Annotated in this window: 14 protein-coding genes and 1 riboswitch; of the genes, 7 read left to right on the top strand and 7 right to left on the bottom strand. The window is 73.6% G+C overall.

The annotated features are described in order from the left end of the window. Positions 1–24 precede the first annotated feature (24 nt). The gene (locus ACFVHB_RS23960; RefSeq protein WP_380325808.1) at positions 25–1410 is read left to right on the top strand and encodes an 8-oxoguanine deaminase; all 1386 of its coding nucleotides are present in this window, start codon (positions 25–27) and stop codon (positions 1408–1410) included. Between the two features lie 282 nt (positions 1411–1692). On the opposite strand, the gene ACFVHB_RS23955 is transcribed toward ACFVHB_RS23960, so the two are convergent. After that, a complete protein-coding gene (locus ACFVHB_RS23955) occupies positions 1693–3153 on the bottom strand; it encodes an MFS transporter (protein ID WP_380325806.1) in 1461 nt (486 codons plus the stop codon). A 55-nt stretch (positions 3154–3208) separates the two neighbouring features. On the opposite strand from ACFVHB_RS23955, the gene ACFVHB_RS23950 reads away from it, so the two are divergent. Further along, positions 3209–4234, top strand: a complete 1026-nt coding sequence (locus ACFVHB_RS23950; protein ID WP_380325803.1) for a helix-turn-helix domain-containing protein — start codon at positions 3209–3211, stop codon at positions 4232–4234. A 151-nt stretch (positions 4235–4385) separates the two neighbouring features. On the opposite strand, the gene ACFVHB_RS23945 is transcribed toward ACFVHB_RS23950, so the two are convergent. Together ACFVHB_RS23945 and aceB are read right to left on the bottom strand one after the other, a co-directional pair. Next, positions 4386–4772: a gamma-glutamylcyclotransferase gene (locus ACFVHB_RS23945; RefSeq protein WP_380325800.1), complete on the bottom strand. Its 387-nt coding sequence runs from the start codon at positions 4770–4772 to the stop codon at positions 4386–4388. 143 nt (positions 4773–4915) lie between these two features. Continuing rightward, a complete protein-coding gene (gene aceB / locus ACFVHB_RS23940; protein WP_380325797.1) occupies positions 4916–6568 on the bottom strand; it encodes a malate synthase A in 1653 nt (550 codons plus the stop codon). A 201-nt stretch (positions 6569–6769) separates the two neighbouring features. On the opposite strand from aceB, the gene ACFVHB_RS23935 reads away from it, so the two are divergent. Next, positions 6770–7567, top strand: coding sequence for an IclR family transcriptional regulator (locus ACFVHB_RS23935; protein ID WP_380325794.1), 798 nt, complete (start codon positions 6770–6772; stop codon positions 7565–7567). 197 nt (positions 7568–7764) lie between these two features. Further along, a complete protein-coding gene (locus ACFVHB_RS23930) occupies positions 7765–8361 on the top strand; it encodes a hypothetical protein (RefSeq protein ID WP_380325791.1) in 597 nt (198 codons plus the stop codon). A gap of 101 nt (positions 8362–8462) precedes the next feature. Here ACFVHB_RS23930 and ACFVHB_RS23925 read toward each other — a convergent pair whose 3' ends face one another. Then, the gene (locus tag ACFVHB_RS23925) at positions 8463–9698 is read right to left on the bottom strand and encodes a hypothetical protein (protein ID WP_380325788.1); all 1236 of its coding nucleotides are present in this window, start codon (positions 9696–9698) and stop codon (positions 8463–8465) included. Positions 9699–9700: 2 nt separating this feature from the next. Continuing rightward, positions 9701–9825: riboswitch (cyclic di-AMP (ydaO/yuaA leader) on the bottom strand. Positions 9826–10288: 463 nt separating this feature from the next. On the opposite strand from ACFVHB_RS23925, the gene ACFVHB_RS23920 reads away from it, so the two are divergent. Further along, entirely contained in the window at positions 10289–10618 is a 330-nt protein-coding gene (locus ACFVHB_RS23920; protein WP_380325785.1) for a MoaF N-terminal domain-containing protein, read from the top strand. 240 nt (positions 10619–10858) lie between these two features. Here the strand turns inward: ACFVHB_RS23920 and ACFVHB_RS23915 are convergent, their stop codons facing one another. Together ACFVHB_RS23915 and ACFVHB_RS23910 are read right to left on the bottom strand one after the other, a co-directional pair. After that, positions 10859–12001 carry an alpha/beta hydrolase gene (locus ACFVHB_RS23915; protein ID WP_380325782.1) on the bottom strand — a complete coding sequence of 381 codons (1143 nt, stop codon included), beginning with the start codon at positions 11999–12001 and terminating at the stop codon, positions 10859–10861. Between the two features lie 283 nt (positions 12002–12284). Further along, positions 12285–12911, bottom strand: coding sequence for a TetR/AcrR family transcriptional regulator (locus ACFVHB_RS23910; protein WP_380325957.1), 627 nt, complete (start codon positions 12909–12911; stop codon positions 12285–12287). 269 nt (positions 12912–13180) lie between these two features. Between ACFVHB_RS23910 and ACFVHB_RS23905 the strand changes: the two genes are divergently transcribed. Further along, the gene (locus ACFVHB_RS23905) at positions 13181–13945 is read left to right on the top strand and encodes an SDR family NAD(P)-dependent oxidoreductase (RefSeq protein WP_380325779.1); all 765 of its coding nucleotides are present in this window, start codon (positions 13181–13183) and stop codon (positions 13943–13945) included. A 216-nt stretch (positions 13946–14161) separates the two neighbouring features. Here ACFVHB_RS23905 and ACFVHB_RS23900 read toward each other — a convergent pair whose 3' ends face one another. After that, positions 14162–14911 carry a TetR/AcrR family transcriptional regulator gene (locus tag ACFVHB_RS23900; protein WP_380325776.1) on the bottom strand — a complete coding sequence of 250 codons (750 nt, stop codon included), beginning with the start codon at positions 14909–14911 and terminating at the stop codon, positions 14162–14164. Positions 14912–15015: 104 nt separating this feature from the next. Here ACFVHB_RS23900 and ACFVHB_RS23895 point away from each other — a divergent pair. After that, a partial coding sequence (locus tag ACFVHB_RS23895; protein ID WP_380325773.1) for a carboxymuconolactone decarboxylase family protein occupies positions 15016–15601 on the top strand: 586 nt, incomplete at its 3' end.

Below are 15601 nucleotides of genomic sequence, written 5' to 3'. Positions count from 1 at the left end.
CGGCCTCCCCCATAGGAGTTCCCCATGGCAGTCCAGCCCCCGCCCGCCGACCAGCGGATCGTGATCGAGAACGTCGCGATCGCGACGGTCGACGCCAACGACACCGAGTACGCCCGCGGCCACGTGGTGATCCTCGGCAACAAGATCGAGTCGGTCGGCGACGGCCCCGCCCCGCAGTGGCTGGACAACGTGGTTCGCCGGATCAACGGCGAGGGCCACCTCGTCACCCCCGGCCTGGTCAACACCCACCACCACTTCTACCAGTGGATCACCCGCGGCCTCGCCCAGGACGACATCCTGTTCGACTGGCTGGTCGCGCTCTACCCGACCTGGGCCCGGATCGACGAGAAGCTCGTCCACGCCGCCAGCCAGGGCTCGGCCGCCGCGCTGCTCAAGTCCGGCTGCACCACCGCCTCCGACCACCACTACGTGTTCCCCAAGGACGGCGGCGACGTCCTCGGCGCCTCCATCGAGGCCGTCCAGGAACTCGGCCTGCGCTTCACCGCGCTGCGCGGCTCGATGGACCGCAGCAAGAAGGACGGCGGCCTGCCGCCGGACCACGCGGTCGAGGAGCTCGACGCCATCCTGGCCTCCTCCGAGGCCGCCGTGGACAAGTACCACGACGCCTCCTTCGGCTCGATGCTGCACGTCGCCATCGCGCCCTGCTCGCCCTTCTCGGTCTCCACCGACCTGCTGCGCGAGTCCGCCGTCCTCGCCCGCCGCAAGGGCGTCCGCCTGCACACCCACGGCTCCGAGACCGCCGAGGAAGAGGCGTTCTGCAAGGAGCTGTTCGGGATGGGCCCGACCGACTACTTCGAGTCGGTCGGCTGGCTCGGCGAGGACGTGTGGATGGCGCACTGCGTCCACATGAACGACTCCGACATCGCCAAGTTCGCCGAGACCGGCACCGGTGTCGCGCACTGTCCCTCCTCCAACGCCCGCCTGGCCGCCGGCATCGCCCGCGTCCCCGACATGCTCAAGGCCGGCGTCCCGGTCGGCCTCGGCGTCGACGGCACCGCGTCCAACGAGTCCGGCGAGCTCGGCACCGAGCTGCGCAACGCGCTGTTGATCAACCGCCTGCACGGCTACCCGGCCGCGCTCACCGGGCGGCAGGCGCTGCGCCTGGGCACCATGGGCGGCGCCCGGGTGCTCGGCCGGCAGGACGAGATCGGCTCGATCGAGGTCGGCAAGCTCGCGGACCTCGCGCTGTGGAAGATCGACGGCATCATGCACTCCTCGATCGCCGACCCGGTCGCCGCGCTCACCTTCGGCGCCCTGCCGCCGCTGGCCGTGCTGTTCGTCAACGGCAACGCCGTGGTCGAGAAGGGCCAGCTGACGACGGTGAACGAGGACCGGATCGCCCAGGCCTGCGCCCGGGCCGCCAAGGAGCTCGCCGCCCGGCCGGTGTGACTCCCCCCGCCGGGGAGCGGTCCCGCTCCCCGGCCCCCTGAACTCCGGGTCGCCCAGGGACGGTGCGTCACCCGGACTCCGCGAGCCGGCCCCTCCGGGCGGCCCGCGGGACGCAGCCCCGGACCCACGGCGAGGGTCCGGGGCTGTGGCGTGCCCGCTCCCACCCCCGTGGGGCGCGGGTCCGCCGGCCTGTGGGGTGGCGGCGTGTTCGTGGCGGCGGGTCGGTCGCGGCATGTTCTCGCGGCGGCTCCTCGCCGGCCCTGCGCCGCGCCGGCCGTGGCCCTACGCGGTCCGGTCGGCGACGCGGCTCGCCTCCGTGGCGGTGCGGGGGTGGGTGCTGGGGGAGGTGTCGGGGACGGTGCCGCGGACGGCTTCGCGGGCGGTGCCGGGGACGGTGCCGCGGACGGCTTCGCGGGCGGTGCCGGGGACCGTGCCGCGGACGGCGGCCGACAGGGCCGCCCCGGCCGTGGCGAACAGGCCCGCCAGGACCACCCAGCCGACGCCCCCGTGGTCGACGGCCGTCACCGTGATCACCAGCGGGCCGATCACGTGCGCGGCCGCCTGCCCGCTCATGAAGACCCCCTGGTACTCGCCGTGCGCCCGGGGATCGGCGAGGTCCAGGCTGAGCGTCCAGCCGCCGGCCGAGGTCAGCAACTCCCCCAGGCTGTGCACCAGCGCCCCCGCCAGGACCGCCCCGGTCGCCACCCCCGCCGGGCCGAACTGGGCCACCGCGTACGCCAGACAGCCGCCCGCGAGCAGCAGCGCACCCCGCGCGCACGCCCGCGCCGCCGTCGGCACGTCGGTGACGCCCCGGCTCGCCCGGACCTGGAGCACCACCACCACGAGGCAGTTGAGCACGTTCACCGCGGAGACCACGGCCGGCGGCGCGTCCGTGGAGAGCACGATCCAGAGCGGCAGGCCGATGCTCAGCACCGCCAGCTGGAGCTCCAGCACGGCGTGCAGGGCGGTGACCAGCAGGTAGCGGCGGTCCCGCAGCGCGGTCCGGCGCCGCACCGGGCCGCCCTCGGCGCCCGCTCCGCCGCTGACGCCCGTTCCGCCGCTGACGGCCGCTCCGCCGCTGACGGCCGGTCCGTCAACGGCATCCGTTCCGCTCACGGCGCGGGTGCCGCGGGCCAGTTCGTCCGGGATCGGAAGCCCGGCCAGCAGCGCCGCCGCGCCCAGGAAGGTCACCGCGTCCAGGGCCAGCACGGTGACGTAGCCGGCGTAGGAGTCGGACTGCAGCGCGAGCGCCGCGCCACCGGACCCGACCACCAGACCCGCGTTCATCACCGAACGCAGCAACGCCCGGGAGCGGACCTGCCGTTCGGTGGGCAGCGCCCGGGCGATCAGCGCGCTGCGCACCGCCGCCGACCCGCGCTCCAGCACCGTCGCCACGCAGGCGAGCGCCACGAAGCCGGCGAAGGAGTGCACGAACGCGTAGCCGAGCACCGCCACCGCCTCCAGCGGGCCGAGCACCAGCAGCAGCCGCTTGCTGCCGACCCGGTCCGCCAACCGTCCCATCGGCACGCCGGCGAGCACGCCGCAGACGCCCGCGACGGTGAGTCCGAGCGCGACCCGGCCGGGGGTCAGGCCGACGGACCGGGTGAAGAACAGCACGCTCACCGTGACGAACAGCCCGTTCCCGACGGTGTTCACCAGCGTCATCAGGACGAGCCGGCGCAGCAGCGGGTCTGCGGGGAGGAAACGGCCGATGGCGGGCGGACGCACCGCGGTTGAGGTCATGCCAGTAGGACAGCGGGCTTCCCGCGGCGGCGGAATTCTTTTACCGTTACGGTCAATGTTCGAGTTCCGCTTCGACGTTGACGACCTGGCCGCGACCTGGTTCGGCCATTCCCCGCTCCAGGAGACGGTGTTGAGCCTCCGTGCCCGGGTCTGGCCGTCCTATTACCCGGAGCAGCAGCCGTGGATCGCCGGCTGGCAGTCCCGCTACGAGAGCCTGGACACCGGGCTGTTGGCGGCGCTGATCACGCCGACCGCGTTCGTGCCGGACTTCCTCACGCCCCGCCCGGCGACGCCGCGGCCGGAGTTCTCCGCCGAGCTCGCCCATCTGGCGGCCACGCCGCCGGAGGTGGCGCGGGCCGATGTGCTCGCGGCGTACGAGGGTGACGGGAGTCCGCTGCCGCCGGTGCTCGCCGGGTTGATCGACGACCCGGCGGCGCTGACCGCGCGCGTGGCCGAGGCGTTGGAGGCGTACTGGACGCGTTGCCTCGCGCCCGCCTGGTGGCCGCGGGCGCGGTCGGTGCTGGAGGCGGACATCGCGTACCGGGGCCGGATGCTCTCCGAGCGGGGCGCGGAGGGCCTGTTCGCCGACCTCGACTTCCGGATCTCCTGGCAGGCCGGCGTGCTGCGGCTGAACGACTCCAACCCTGCCGTGCAGGCGCTGGGAAGGTCGGTGGACGTCGCCGGGCGGGGGCTGGTGCTGATCCCGACGCTGTTCGCCCGTGGTGCGCAGACCGACATCACCCAGTCGGGGCCTCCGCTGATCACCTATCCCGCGCGCGGCCGGGCGACCATGGCCGAGGGCCTGGACGGGCGCCGGGACGGCCGGCTGGACGAGGCGGCGGGTGGCCCGCCGGCGGCCCTGGCCGGGCTGATCGGCCCGCCCCGGGCCCGGTTGCTCGCCCTGTTGGGGACTCCCGCCAGCACCACCGAACTCGCCCACCGGCTGGGAGTCACCCCGGGCGCGGTGAGCCGCCACCTCGGTGCACTCGCGGCCGCCGGTCTGCTGGACCGCGCCCGCCACGGGCGGAGCGTCCTCTACCGGCGCACCGCCCTCGGCGACGCGCTGGCACGCGGCGGGTGAGCGGGCTCCAGCGGACGGAGCTCAGCCGACGGAGCTCAGCCGACGGAGTTCAGCGAACAGATGACAGCTGACAGCTTTCAGATAACAGATAACAGATTCTGTTATCTGTCACCCGAGTTCCGCCCGCGCCCACGCGGCGGCGCGTTCCGGCTCAGGCCGTGCGGCCGAGGGTGGCGAGGTAGGCGCGCCAGCCGCCGTGGTGGGTGATCTCGCGGTGGACGCCGCGGTCGAGTTCGCCGCGGGCGAGGAGCATCGAGAGACAGGCGGAGCCGTCCTCGAGCTCGATCACGCCGAGCTCCAGCTCGCGCGGCTCGCCGGGGAGGATGACATCACGCAGGTGCTCCAGGGTGATGTCGTAGAGCTCGCCCTCGATCGCGGTGTCGACGGCCGGGTCGGGGTGCAGGCCGGGGCAGACGTCGTCGATGGAGAAGAACCGGTAGCCGGGCGCGGTGCGGACCGGGCCGACCAGGGCGTCGGCGACGGAGGCGTGGAAGGGGCCGCCGACCATGGCCTGACCGTTGAAGAAGATGCGGGGCACTGCGGACTCCTCGGTGGAAGAGCCGTCCCGTACGGCGACGAGAGGACAGGTGGATTCGTCGCCGTACGGAACGGAGTAAAGGGGCGGCGGGACTGCTACAGCCTGGCAGGCGGCAACCGTCCCCCCGCTGGATAGATTGGGGCTCAGCCCAGCAGGGGAAGCGCGGGGAGGGTCAGGAAGTCCGCGAACTCCTCGGCCAGGGCGACCTGTTCGAAGAGCTTGGCCGCCTCGCGCCAGCGCCCACCGGCGTAGGCCTCGTCGCCCAGCTCGACCCGGAGCTCGGCCAGCTCCTCGGCGACCAGTCGGCGCACCAGGTCGGCGGTGGCCTTCTCACCGGTGTCGGAGAGCACGACGCCGTTGTGGATCCACTGCCAGATCTGCGAGCGGGAGATCTCGGCGGTGGCGGCGTCCTCCATCATGTTGAAGATGCCGACCGCGCCGAGGCCGCGCAGCCAGGCCTCGATGTAGCGGACGCCGACCTGGACGGCGTTGTGCAGGCCCGCGTGGGTGCAGGTCCCGCCGGCGCCGGCGATGTCGAGCAGCTGGTCGGCCGTGACGGGCTCGGCCGGGCCGGGGTCGTCCTTCTGGTTGGGGCGCTCGCCGAGCACGGCGTCGAAGGAGGCGCGGGCGACCGGGACGAGGTCCGGGTGGGCGACCCAGGAGCCGTCGAACCCGTTCCCGGCCTCGCGGTCCTTGTCGGCCTTGACCTTCTCCAGGGCGGCCGCGTTGACCTCCGGGTCCTTGCGGCTGGGGATGAACGCGGCCATGCCGCCGATCGCGTGGGCGCCGCGCCGGTGGCAGGTCTGCACCAGCAGCCGGGTGTAGGCGGCCATGAACGGCGAGGCCATGGTGACGGAGTTGCGGTCCGGGAGGATGTAGTGCTCGCCGGCGTCACGGAAGTTCTTGACGATCGAGAACAGGTAGTCCCAGCGGCCGGCGTTGAGCCCGGCGGCGTGGTCGCGCAGTTCGTAGAGGATCTCCTCCATCTCGAACGCGGCGGTGATGGTCTCGATCAGCACGGTGGCGCGGATGGTGCCGTGCGGGATGCCGAGGGCGGCCTGGGCGTGGGTGAAGACGTCGTTCCAGAGCCGCGCCTCCAGGTGGCTCTCGGTCTTCGGGAGGTAGAAGTACGGGCCGGAGTTCGGGTCCTCGGCGCCGCGGGCGAGCAGCCGGGCCGCGTTGTGGAAGAAGTAGAGCCCGAAGTCGAGGAAGGCGCCGGCCACCGGTGTGCCGTCGACCAGCAGGTGGTTCTCGTCGAGGTGCCAGCCGCGCGGGCGGACCACGACGGTGGCGAGTTCGGCGGCCGGCTTGAGGGTGTAGGCCTTGCCGGCCGAGGACGTGAAGTCGATCCGGCCCTCGAAGGCGTCGATCAGGTTGATCTGGCCGGTGACCACGTTCTCCCAGGTCGGGGAGGTGGCGTCCTCGAAGTCGGCGAGCCAGACCTTGGCGCCGGAGTTCAGCGCGTTGATGACCATCTTGCGGTCGGTGGGGCCGGTGATCTCGACCCGGCGGTCCTGGAGCGCGCGCGGGGCCTCGGCCACCGTCCAGTCACCCTCGCGCACGGCGGCCGTCTCGGGGAGGAAGTCCAGGGTGCCGGTCCGGGCGATCTCGGCGCGGCGGGTCTTCCGGCGGGCCAGGAGCTCCTGCCGACGGTCCTCGAAGGCGCGGTGGAGGCCGACGACGAAGGCGACCGCCTCCGGAGTGAGCACCTCCTCCGCCCGGTGGACGCGCGGACCGGCGACAGTGACGACCGGAGCGGCGGGGGAGACGCCGGCGGGTCCCTGATCTGTAGCCATGAGCAGGACACTCCTAAGACGGTTGAGCATGGCGAAGGGAGTTCCGGTGGGAACTTCCTTGATCTGAACCGATCTGAACCCCGCCTACCGGAGGGTTCGATTCTGTAAGGTGGAGACTAGTTTCCGCGATACAGAATTTCAACGGTTTGTTGAGGTGATCGCAGGGACTCTACTCCTCCCCCGACAGCGAAGGGAACGCCGGTGGTCGCGACCCCCGACACAGCATCGACGACAGGCCCGGACCGCGCGAGCGGCGGTGTGCAGTCCGTCGAGCGCGCCTTCCAGCTGCTGGAGGCGCTGGCCGACTCCGGCGGCGTGGCGACGCTCAGCGAGCTCTCCACCTCCTCCGGGCTGCCGATGCCCACCATCCACCGTCTGGTTCGTACCCTCGTCCAGCAGGGCTATGTCCGCCAGGACACCGCGCGTCGCTACACCCTGGGCCCGCGGCTGATCCGGCTGGGCGAGACCGCCGGCCGGCTGCTCGGAAGCTGGGCCCGCCCCTACCTGTCCGAGCTGATGGAGGCGACCGGCGAGACGGCGAACCTCGCGGTGCTGGAGGGCGGCGAGGTGGTCTACGTCGGGCAGGTGCAGTCGCGGCGCTCGATGCGGATGTTCACCGAGGTCGGCCGCCGGGTGCAGCCGCACTGCACCGGCGTCGGCAAGGCGCTGCTGGCCCAGCTGTCCGAGGAGGAGGCGCGCGCGGTGCTCGGCCCCAACCCGCTGCCCGCGCACACCGAGTTCACCGTGACCGACCCCGAGGAGCTGCTGCGCCAGCTGGCCGAGGCGCGCGAGCGCGGCTACGTGGTGGACGATCAGGAGCAGGAGATCGGGGTGCGCTGCATCGCCCTCGCGGTACCCGGCGCGCCGACCCCGACGGCGCTCTCGGTCTCCGGCCCGGAGGCCCGGATCCGGGCGCTGGAGGAGCAGGCCGGCGCGGCCTCGCTGGTGCCGGTGATGCATCACATCGCGGCCCGGCTGGGGCAGGTCCTGGCGCCGTGAACCGCCCCTGACGTGGCGTCATTCACCCGTTCGCACCCCGGAGGCCGGCGCCGTCGGCCTCCGGTGCGGGCTTTCGCCCGTTCGAGCGGCCCGAGGGCGGGTTGTCCGGGCGGCGGCCGGCAGGTCGGTCACGCTGGGTGCGGGCGCGCCCCGCGACGGCGCGGGGCGCCGGAGCACGGAGGGCAGGGTGAGCGCCGATGTCGCGCAGTGAGGCGGTACGGGGTTTCTTCGGCAGGTCGCTGACGGTGGGGTGTGCGCTGACGGCGCTGGCCGCGGGGTCCGCGTGGGCCTGTCCGGACGGCGACCCGGGAGCGGCCGGGGGCGGCCAGGGGGCGGCGGTCGCGGCCCCGGCGGCGCCCGTCGCGGCGCCCGTGGCGGTGCCCGCGGCGCCGTCCCACTCGGACCTGGAGGTCGTCCGGCTGGACCCGGACCCCGCCGCACCGGGCGGCACCACCACGGTGCACGCCTTCGTCGCCAACGGCGGCCCGGACCGGACGGCCTCCCCGTTCACCGTGGTGATCACCCTGCCCGAGGGCGTGACCCCCGAGGGGCCGTTCTTCCCGGACAACTGCTACGCCTTCCAGAACGGCCACCGGGTGCGCTGCACCTTCCCGGCGGGGCTGAACGCGCTCCAGAGCGCGACCGCGCTCATCCCGGTCCGGCTCGCCACCACCGTCCCGGCCCCCGGCACGCTGACCGGGGGCTGGGTGGCGGTGCGCAGCGACGACGACCGGAACGAGGCGAACAACAAGCGGCCGTTCGAGATCCCGGTCGTCGAGACCGCCGAGCGGTAGGCACCGACCCGCCGGTGGGCGCCTACCCGCCGGTAGGCACCGACCCGGCGGTCGGCGCCCACCGGCGGTCAGCGGGGGCGGCGGTCAGCGGTGGACGCGGATCAGCGGTAGACGCGGACGTAGTCCGCGGCGAAGGTGATCGGCGCCGTGCCCTGCGGCGCGGGGTGGTACTGCCCCGCGCTCAGGGACAGGTTGAGGATCAGGTACGCCGACCAGTTGGTGCCGACGCCCGTGCCGTCCGAGAAGACCTTCACGCCGTTGATGTACCACTCGACCGAGGTGGCACCGTAGTGGGTGCCGACCGTGACCCACTTGTCGTGGGCGATCGCGTTGGCGTCGGTGACGTACTTGTGGTTCGGGTTGATGTGGTTGGTCAGCTCCAGCAGGTTCGCGTTGTCCGTGTGGTACTCGAAGGTGTCGATCTCGCCGTGGGTGCCGCTGGTGCTGTTCCACGTCCACAGCGCCGGCCAGGCACCGGTGCCGGCCGGGAGCTTGACCCGGGTCTCGACGTAGTCGCCGGTCTTCACCTCGAAGCCCTCGGTGGAGTACTCGGTGGTGAGCAGGCCGGTGTCCCAGGACTGCTTGCCGTTCTCCAGCGTGTGGGTGCCCGGCTTGGCGGTGAAGGTGGCGACGCCGCCGGAGACGTTGACGTTGTTCTTGTTCAGCCAGTCGAGCTTGTTGTCGTTCGGGTTGTGGTCGCCGTAGTGGTACGAGCTGCTCTTGTCGGCCGTCCAGCGCGAGCCCAGGGCGAGGCTGTTGAACTCGTCCGACCAGGTGAGCTTCTTGCCGGCGACGGGCGCGGCGGTGGTGGGCGTGCTGGTCGCGGTGGGGGTGGACGTCGGGGCGGGGGCCGGCGTCGGCGCCGGGGTCGCGGAGGCGGCCGAGACCACCAGCTGCCGCGAGGGCAGGTTGTGCCAGGCGCCGCCGAGGTCCTGCCAGAAGCCGAACTGGGTGTAGGTGCCGGCCGGCAGCGTGCGCGAGCCGGTGGTGATCGACAGGCCGCTGGGGCAGATCTGCGCGTTGGCGACGTTGCCGGGGAAGTCGAGGTTGTGGCCGGCCGCGTCGCGCACGCCGACGCCGACCGCCTTGGCGGTGAAGCAGGCCGAGGAGTGGACCGTCAGCGCGGCCCTGGTGGCCTGGCCCGCGACCATGGTGGCGGGGGTGAGCTTGTCCTGGGTGACGGTCGGCGTGGCCGCCTGGGCGGTGGTCGCCGCCTGGACGCCGAACAGTCCGGCGCCGCCGATGGCGAGCGCGCCGGTGACGGCGAAGGCCGCGTTGCGGCCGCGGTGGGAGGGGCGGGCGTGGCGCGCTGCGGTGCGCCGGGCAGGCTTCTGCATGGCAGTGTCCTCTGCGACGCCTGCGAGGTGAGCTGTCGGGTTCGGGCTGAGGTTGCCCGGCCGCCTGTGGAGCGGCTTCACCCCTAGCCGTGGCCCGGGCGCGGGAGCGCACGGGCCTGGCACTGACCTGGGTCCCCCGCTCCCGTCCATCGTGGTGCTCGGCTGCCCGCCGGCGGGTGGACGGGACTCGGCGTCCCGACGGCGGAGGTCCGCGAAGCGGACGCCCGAGCAGGCTAGGCAGGCCGTCCGGGACGCGACAACTCGACGGCGGTTGTTGTCGCGCAGGTCACACCCGAAGCGGCGGAGTTGATCAACGGCGGTACGAAGTTGATCAGTTGAGTCAGCCCGGACGGGCGGCGGGTCGCCGGCCGGGGGCCCGGCGCCCGGCAGGGGCCCGGACCGCCGCCGGGGCGCCCGGGTGCCGGGGCCGCACGCGGGCGGCGGTCGGCGGGTGGCGGGCGGCGGGTTCGGGCGGGCCCGTGCCGTGGCGGGGTGTCGACAAGTCCACCCCGGAGGTCATCCGGTCGGATAGGTTGGAGGTCCCCACGCGGTTCCGTACCGCACCACGAGAGACGAGGACCCGTCCCGCCATGACCGCGCCCCTGCCCGGCTTCGCCGGCCGCACCTACCTCTTCCAGGTCGACAACGGCGCGGCCTTCCGCAACGCCTACTCGGCCGACGGCAAGCGGCTGCGCTGGGAGGGCCTCGGCGAGTCGGCCGGCCAGTGGGAGGACGTCGCCCTGCACGTCGCCGAGGTCGGCCCGGACCTGTACTTCGTCAGCTGGACCGAGCAGAGCGGCATCACCGTCAGCCACGTGATGGACCTCGGCAAGCTGACGGTGCGCGCGTTCTGGACGTACGAGGGCGAGGGCGGCCGGGTCGGCGAGCTGCACACCGGAACGCTGGAGCCGGTGGCCTGAGGCACCGAGCGGCAGGACGCCGGGCCGCTCACCTTCCCGGGTGAGCGGCCCGGCGTCTCGCGTTCGGGAGTCGGCCGGTAGCGGTCCCGTCGGCCCGCCGGTAGCGGTCCCGTCGGCCGGCCGGAGTCGGCCCGCAGGAGTCGGTCCGACCCGGCCCGAAACGGTCTGACCCGGCCCGATCGGGATCGGTGCGGCCCCGAGCGGTCCGGACCGCTCGGCGAGGGCGGGTCCGGACCGGGGTCAGACCGGCTGGCCCGGGACGGTGAGGTGCTGGGAGAGCCACTCCAGCGAGGACGGGAGCAGCTTGCTCCACGTCTCGAAGTTGTGGCCGCCGGTCTGCAGCATGCTGTACGAGACCTTCATCGGCGGGTTCACGGCGGCGACGAAGGCCTCGGTGTCGCGCCGGTAGTCGCCGTCGCCCTCCTTGGTACCGGCGAGCAGCACGGACACCTTGGGCTGCGGCAGGTTCTTCAGCCGCCACATCAGGTCGGCCTCGTTGCGGCGCTGTTCACTGCCCTTGAAGAGGTCCGGCACGGTCGGGTCGTCGGCGGCGTTGTAGTAGCCGGAGAGCGAGACGGCGGTCGGGAAGACGTCCGGGTGCCGCATGGCGAGCTTGAGCGCGCAGTAGCCGCCGGTCGAGTTGCCCATGAAGGCCCAGGCCTGCGGCGCGGAGGAGACCCGGAAGCTCGCCTGGATCGCGGACGGGACGTCCTTGGTGAAGTACGCGTCCGACTGGGCGCCGCCCGGGATGTCCTCGCACTCGGTGTCCGCCGGCAGCGCGGGCGACGGACGCACCATCACCATCACGGTCGGCTGCATCCGGCCCTCCTGGAGCAGCTTGAGCGCCGCGCCCGGGTAGTTCAGCCGGGTGACGAGGTTCTTGGCGATGCCGGGGAAGCCGGTGGAGATGATGACGGCCGGGAACTGCTTCTGCGCGTACTCCGGCTGGAAGTACTGCGGCGGCAGGTAGACGTAGCCCTCGGTGGAGAGGCGGGTGGTGGCCCCGTCGATCCGGATCTCGCGGATCTCGCCGGACTGCTTGGGGTCGCGGCCGAGCGCCCCGCCGCCCTGGACGGCGGCGTGGCCGATGGTCTCCACCTGGAGGCGGCCCGAGGCGTCCGCCTTGTTCTGGATGACGACCGGTCCGTTGTCGCCGGTGCCGAGCAGGTCGTCCCAGCTGCTGTAGAAGGCGAAGTAGTTGTTGGCGACCAGGCCCAGCGCGGCGAGCACGGCGAGCTGGGTGGCGAGCAGCACACCGATCCGGCCGAGCACCGCCTGCCAGGTCTTCTTCGCCAGTCTCGGCCACAGCCAGACCGTGCCGGCCATCATCACGACGGCGATCAATACGGTCAGCGCCAACACCTTGTGGCTCGTCAGACCCATGTCCTGCTTGCTCCCACGCCTCGTACGTCCCCCGCCCCGGCCCCCGACGGCCCGTCGGCGGGCCACGCCCTAGGACACCCGGGACGGCCGCCCCGGTTCCCCCGTCCGCAGCGGAGACCGTCGCCGAGGCGCGATCGACAAGCCTATCGGTCGGCGAAGGCCCCCCCGACCCGCCGACCAGCGGGTATCGGGGGTCCAACACGGTCCGCAGGTATGACACGAGGGCCCGCGGGTGGGTGTGGGGGCGTGTGCGGGCGCCATGAGCCCGCGTGGTGGCGCGGGGTCAGCTGACGAGGTCCCAGAGGCGCAGGCCGGCCGTGAGCTCGCGCATGCAGCGGGCACCCAGGTCCCGGGGCGAGCCCGGGCCGGCGGTCGGGGCGTCGGAGAACGCCCACTCCTCCAGTGCCACCCGGATGGCGGTGGTGGCGGCCGCCGCGGCGAGCCGGATCTCCAGTTGGTCCGTCCCCTGCGGGCAGCGCTCGGCGAGCACGCCGCGCAGCCGCTCCTCCGAGTCGGCGTGCACCCGCTGCCACACGTCGTCCAGGCGCGGGTCGCGGAGCAGGTCGCGGGTCCAGTGCATGGCCTCGACGGCCGGGTCGTCGGCCGGCGTCAGCGACTCGGCGGCCGACCGTTCCAGCGCCTCGCGGACCGGCAGCTCGGCCGCGCTCTCCGCGAACAGCCGCACCCAGCGCCGTCCGCCCGCCGCCAGCAGCGGGGCGACGGCGTCCTCCTTCACCGAGAAGTAGCGGTAGAAGGTGCGCAGCGAGATCCCGGAGGAGAGTGCGATCTCCTCGGCGGTGACGGCCTCGGCCCCGCGCTCGGCGAAGAGTGCGGCGGCGGTGCGGGCGATCTCCAGCCGGGTCGCGTCGCGGCGGCGCTGGTTCAGGGTGGGGCGTCCGGTCACGGTGATCAATGTACGCGAACGAACGTGCGCGGTGACGCATCGTGCCGGTGTGGCGCGCTCTGCCGCGTCGGCACGGCGCGCCGTGCCGACACGCGGTGCCGGGCCTGCCTGCCCGCCTACCCGTCTGCCTGCCTGACCTGGCCTGGTGCGGCGCGTCGGCGCGGCGCAGTGGCAGGACATGCCCGAGTGGCACATCAAGACTTATTGGCACGTTGTGCCACTTCGGCGTACCGTGTCAGCGAGGTCGCGAGACCACGAACGAACGGAGTACCACCATGGAGCGCTTCAGCGGACGGAACGTCCTGATCACCGGCGGCGGCTCGGGCATCGGCCGGGCCACCGTGCACCGGATCCTCGCCGAGGGCGGACGGGTCGTCGCGGTCGACGTCAACGAGGACGGCCTGAAGACCACGCTGGACCGCGCGGTCGCCGACGGCACCGCCGACCGCCTGACGACCGCGGTGCTGGACATCTCGGACGAGGCCGCGGTACGCGCCGGCGTGGCCGAGGCCGTGACGGGCCTCGGCGGGCTGGACGTCCTGGTCAACGCGGCCGGGATCCTGCGCTCCTCGCACACCCACGAGACCAGCCTGGAGTTCTGGAACAAGCTGCTCGCGGTCAACCTGACCGGCACGTTCCTGATGACCCGTGAGGCGCTGCCCGCGCTGCTGGCCGGCGGCAAGGGCGTGGTGGTCAACTTCAGCTCCACCTCGGCGAGCTTCGCCCACCCCTACATGGCCGCGTACGCCGCGACCAAGGGCGGCATCCAGTCCTTCACGCACGCCATCGCCTCGGAGTACTCCAAGCAGGGCCTGCGCGCGGTGTGCGTCGCGCCCGGCAGCATCGACAGCGGCATGACCAACGACCCCGGTCTCCCCGCGGACACCGACTTCAGCCTGCTCGCCAAGCTCGCCCCGGCCCTGGGCCAGGGCTTCGCCGGGCCGGAGACGGTCGCGGGCGTGATCGCCATGCTGGCCTCGGACGACGGCGCGTTCGTCACCGGCACCGAGATCCGGATCGACGGCGGCACGCACATGTGACACCCGGGCCACCCTCCGGGCGGCCCCGGAACGGCCACCTCGGGCCCGCGCCGCTCCCACGAGCGACGCGGGCCCGCGCGCGTCCGACCCCCACGTCCCGCCCCCCACGCCCCGACCCTCACCGCCTCCGGCCCCCACGCCCCGGCCCTCACCGCCCCCGGCCCCCATGCCTCCGCCCCCCACGCGTCCGGCCACCGCGCGCCGGGCTCGCGCGGGTCAGCCCAGTCCGCCGTGCCGGGCGGCGGCCAGGGCGGCGGTCACGGCCCGGTCGGCCGCGGCGTCGTCGACCGGTTCGCCAGTGATGAGCACCCGGAAGTAGAGCGGCGCCGCGAGGGCCTTGATCACGTCGGCCGGGTCGATGCCGGCCGGCAGCTCGCCGCGCGCGACGGCCCGGGTGACGATCGGTTCGGCCCGGCGCAGCCGGTCGTCGAAGATCCGCGAACGGACCTCGGCGACCCCCGGAGCCTCGACCGCCTCCGAGAGCATCACGGCGAGCACCGCCGCGCCGGCCGGCCCGCGCAGCCACGCGGCCAGGCCGCGGGCGAGCAGCCGCAGGTCCTCCTCGACCGTGCCGGTGTCGGGGATCGGGATGTCCATCGCGATCTGCCCGGCCAGGGCGTCCACGATCAGCGCGTCCCGGTCCTTCCAGCGCCGGTACACCGTGGTCTTGTGGACGCCGGCCCGGCGGGCGACCGACTCGACGGTCAGTGCGGCGTACCGCATCTCGGCGAGCTCGGTGAGCGTCGCGGCCAGGACCGCCGCCCGCACCTTCTCCCCCCGCCCGACCACCGGGCGCCGGCCCGTCGCGGGAAGCTCGGCCGCCGGAAGGCGCTCCGGCGGGAGGTCCGCCGCATCGGGCCGGCCCGCGCCGGAGGGCCGGTCGGCACCGGAGGGCCGGTCGGCGTCGGGGTGCCCGTCGGCGTCGGGGTGCCCGTCGGCGTCGACGGAAGGGGATTCGGCAGACATTGCAACTCCCAGTTGCGTTAAGGCGATCGGCGTGACACGCTCACGGTATCGCAACCCAGAGTTGCGATACCGCCTCAGGCATCGCCACCAGGAGGGGAACGCGCATGTCCAGGCCCTACCGTCACACCAACCCCGTCGCGCGGGAGTCGGCCACCGGCCAGGTCGCCGCCGTGTACGCGCAGCTGGAGACCGACTTCCTGCTCGCCGACGGCCCGCTGATGAGTCTCTCCCCGGCCCCCGAGGTGCTGGCCGGCACCTGGGCCCTGCTGCGCGAAGCCGAGATCGTCGGCACCGCGCCGCGCGCCGACAAGGAGGCCGTGGCCAGCGCCGTCTCGCTGGCCAACCGCTGCCCGTTCTGCACCGAGGCGCACGCCCTGCTCGCGCACGGCGCCGGGGACCACGACCTCGCCGAGGCCGCGCGGGTCGGCCGCACGCCGGACGACCCCCGGCACGCCGACCTGCTCGCCTGGGCGGCCGCCACCCGCTCCCCCGGCAGCCCGCTCCTCGCCGAGCCGCCGTTCCCGCCCGCGCGGGCGCCCGAGTTCGTCGGCACGGCGCTGGTCACCCACTTCATCAACCGGATGGTGACCTCGCTGCTCGACGAGGACGCGCTGCTGCCGAGCGCGCTGCGCCGCTCCCGGTACGTCCGGCGGGCCGCCGCCCTCGCGGTCGGACGCGCCGCGCGGCGCG

Source organism: Kitasatospora sp. NPDC127111, assembly GCF_042677465.1.
In the GTDB taxonomy this organism is placed as follows: Bacteria; Actinomycetota; Actinomycetes; order Streptomycetales; family Streptomycetaceae; genus Kitasatospora.
Note: the sequence above shows the minus strand (reverse complement) of the source record. Positions and strands in the feature narration are given on the sequence as shown.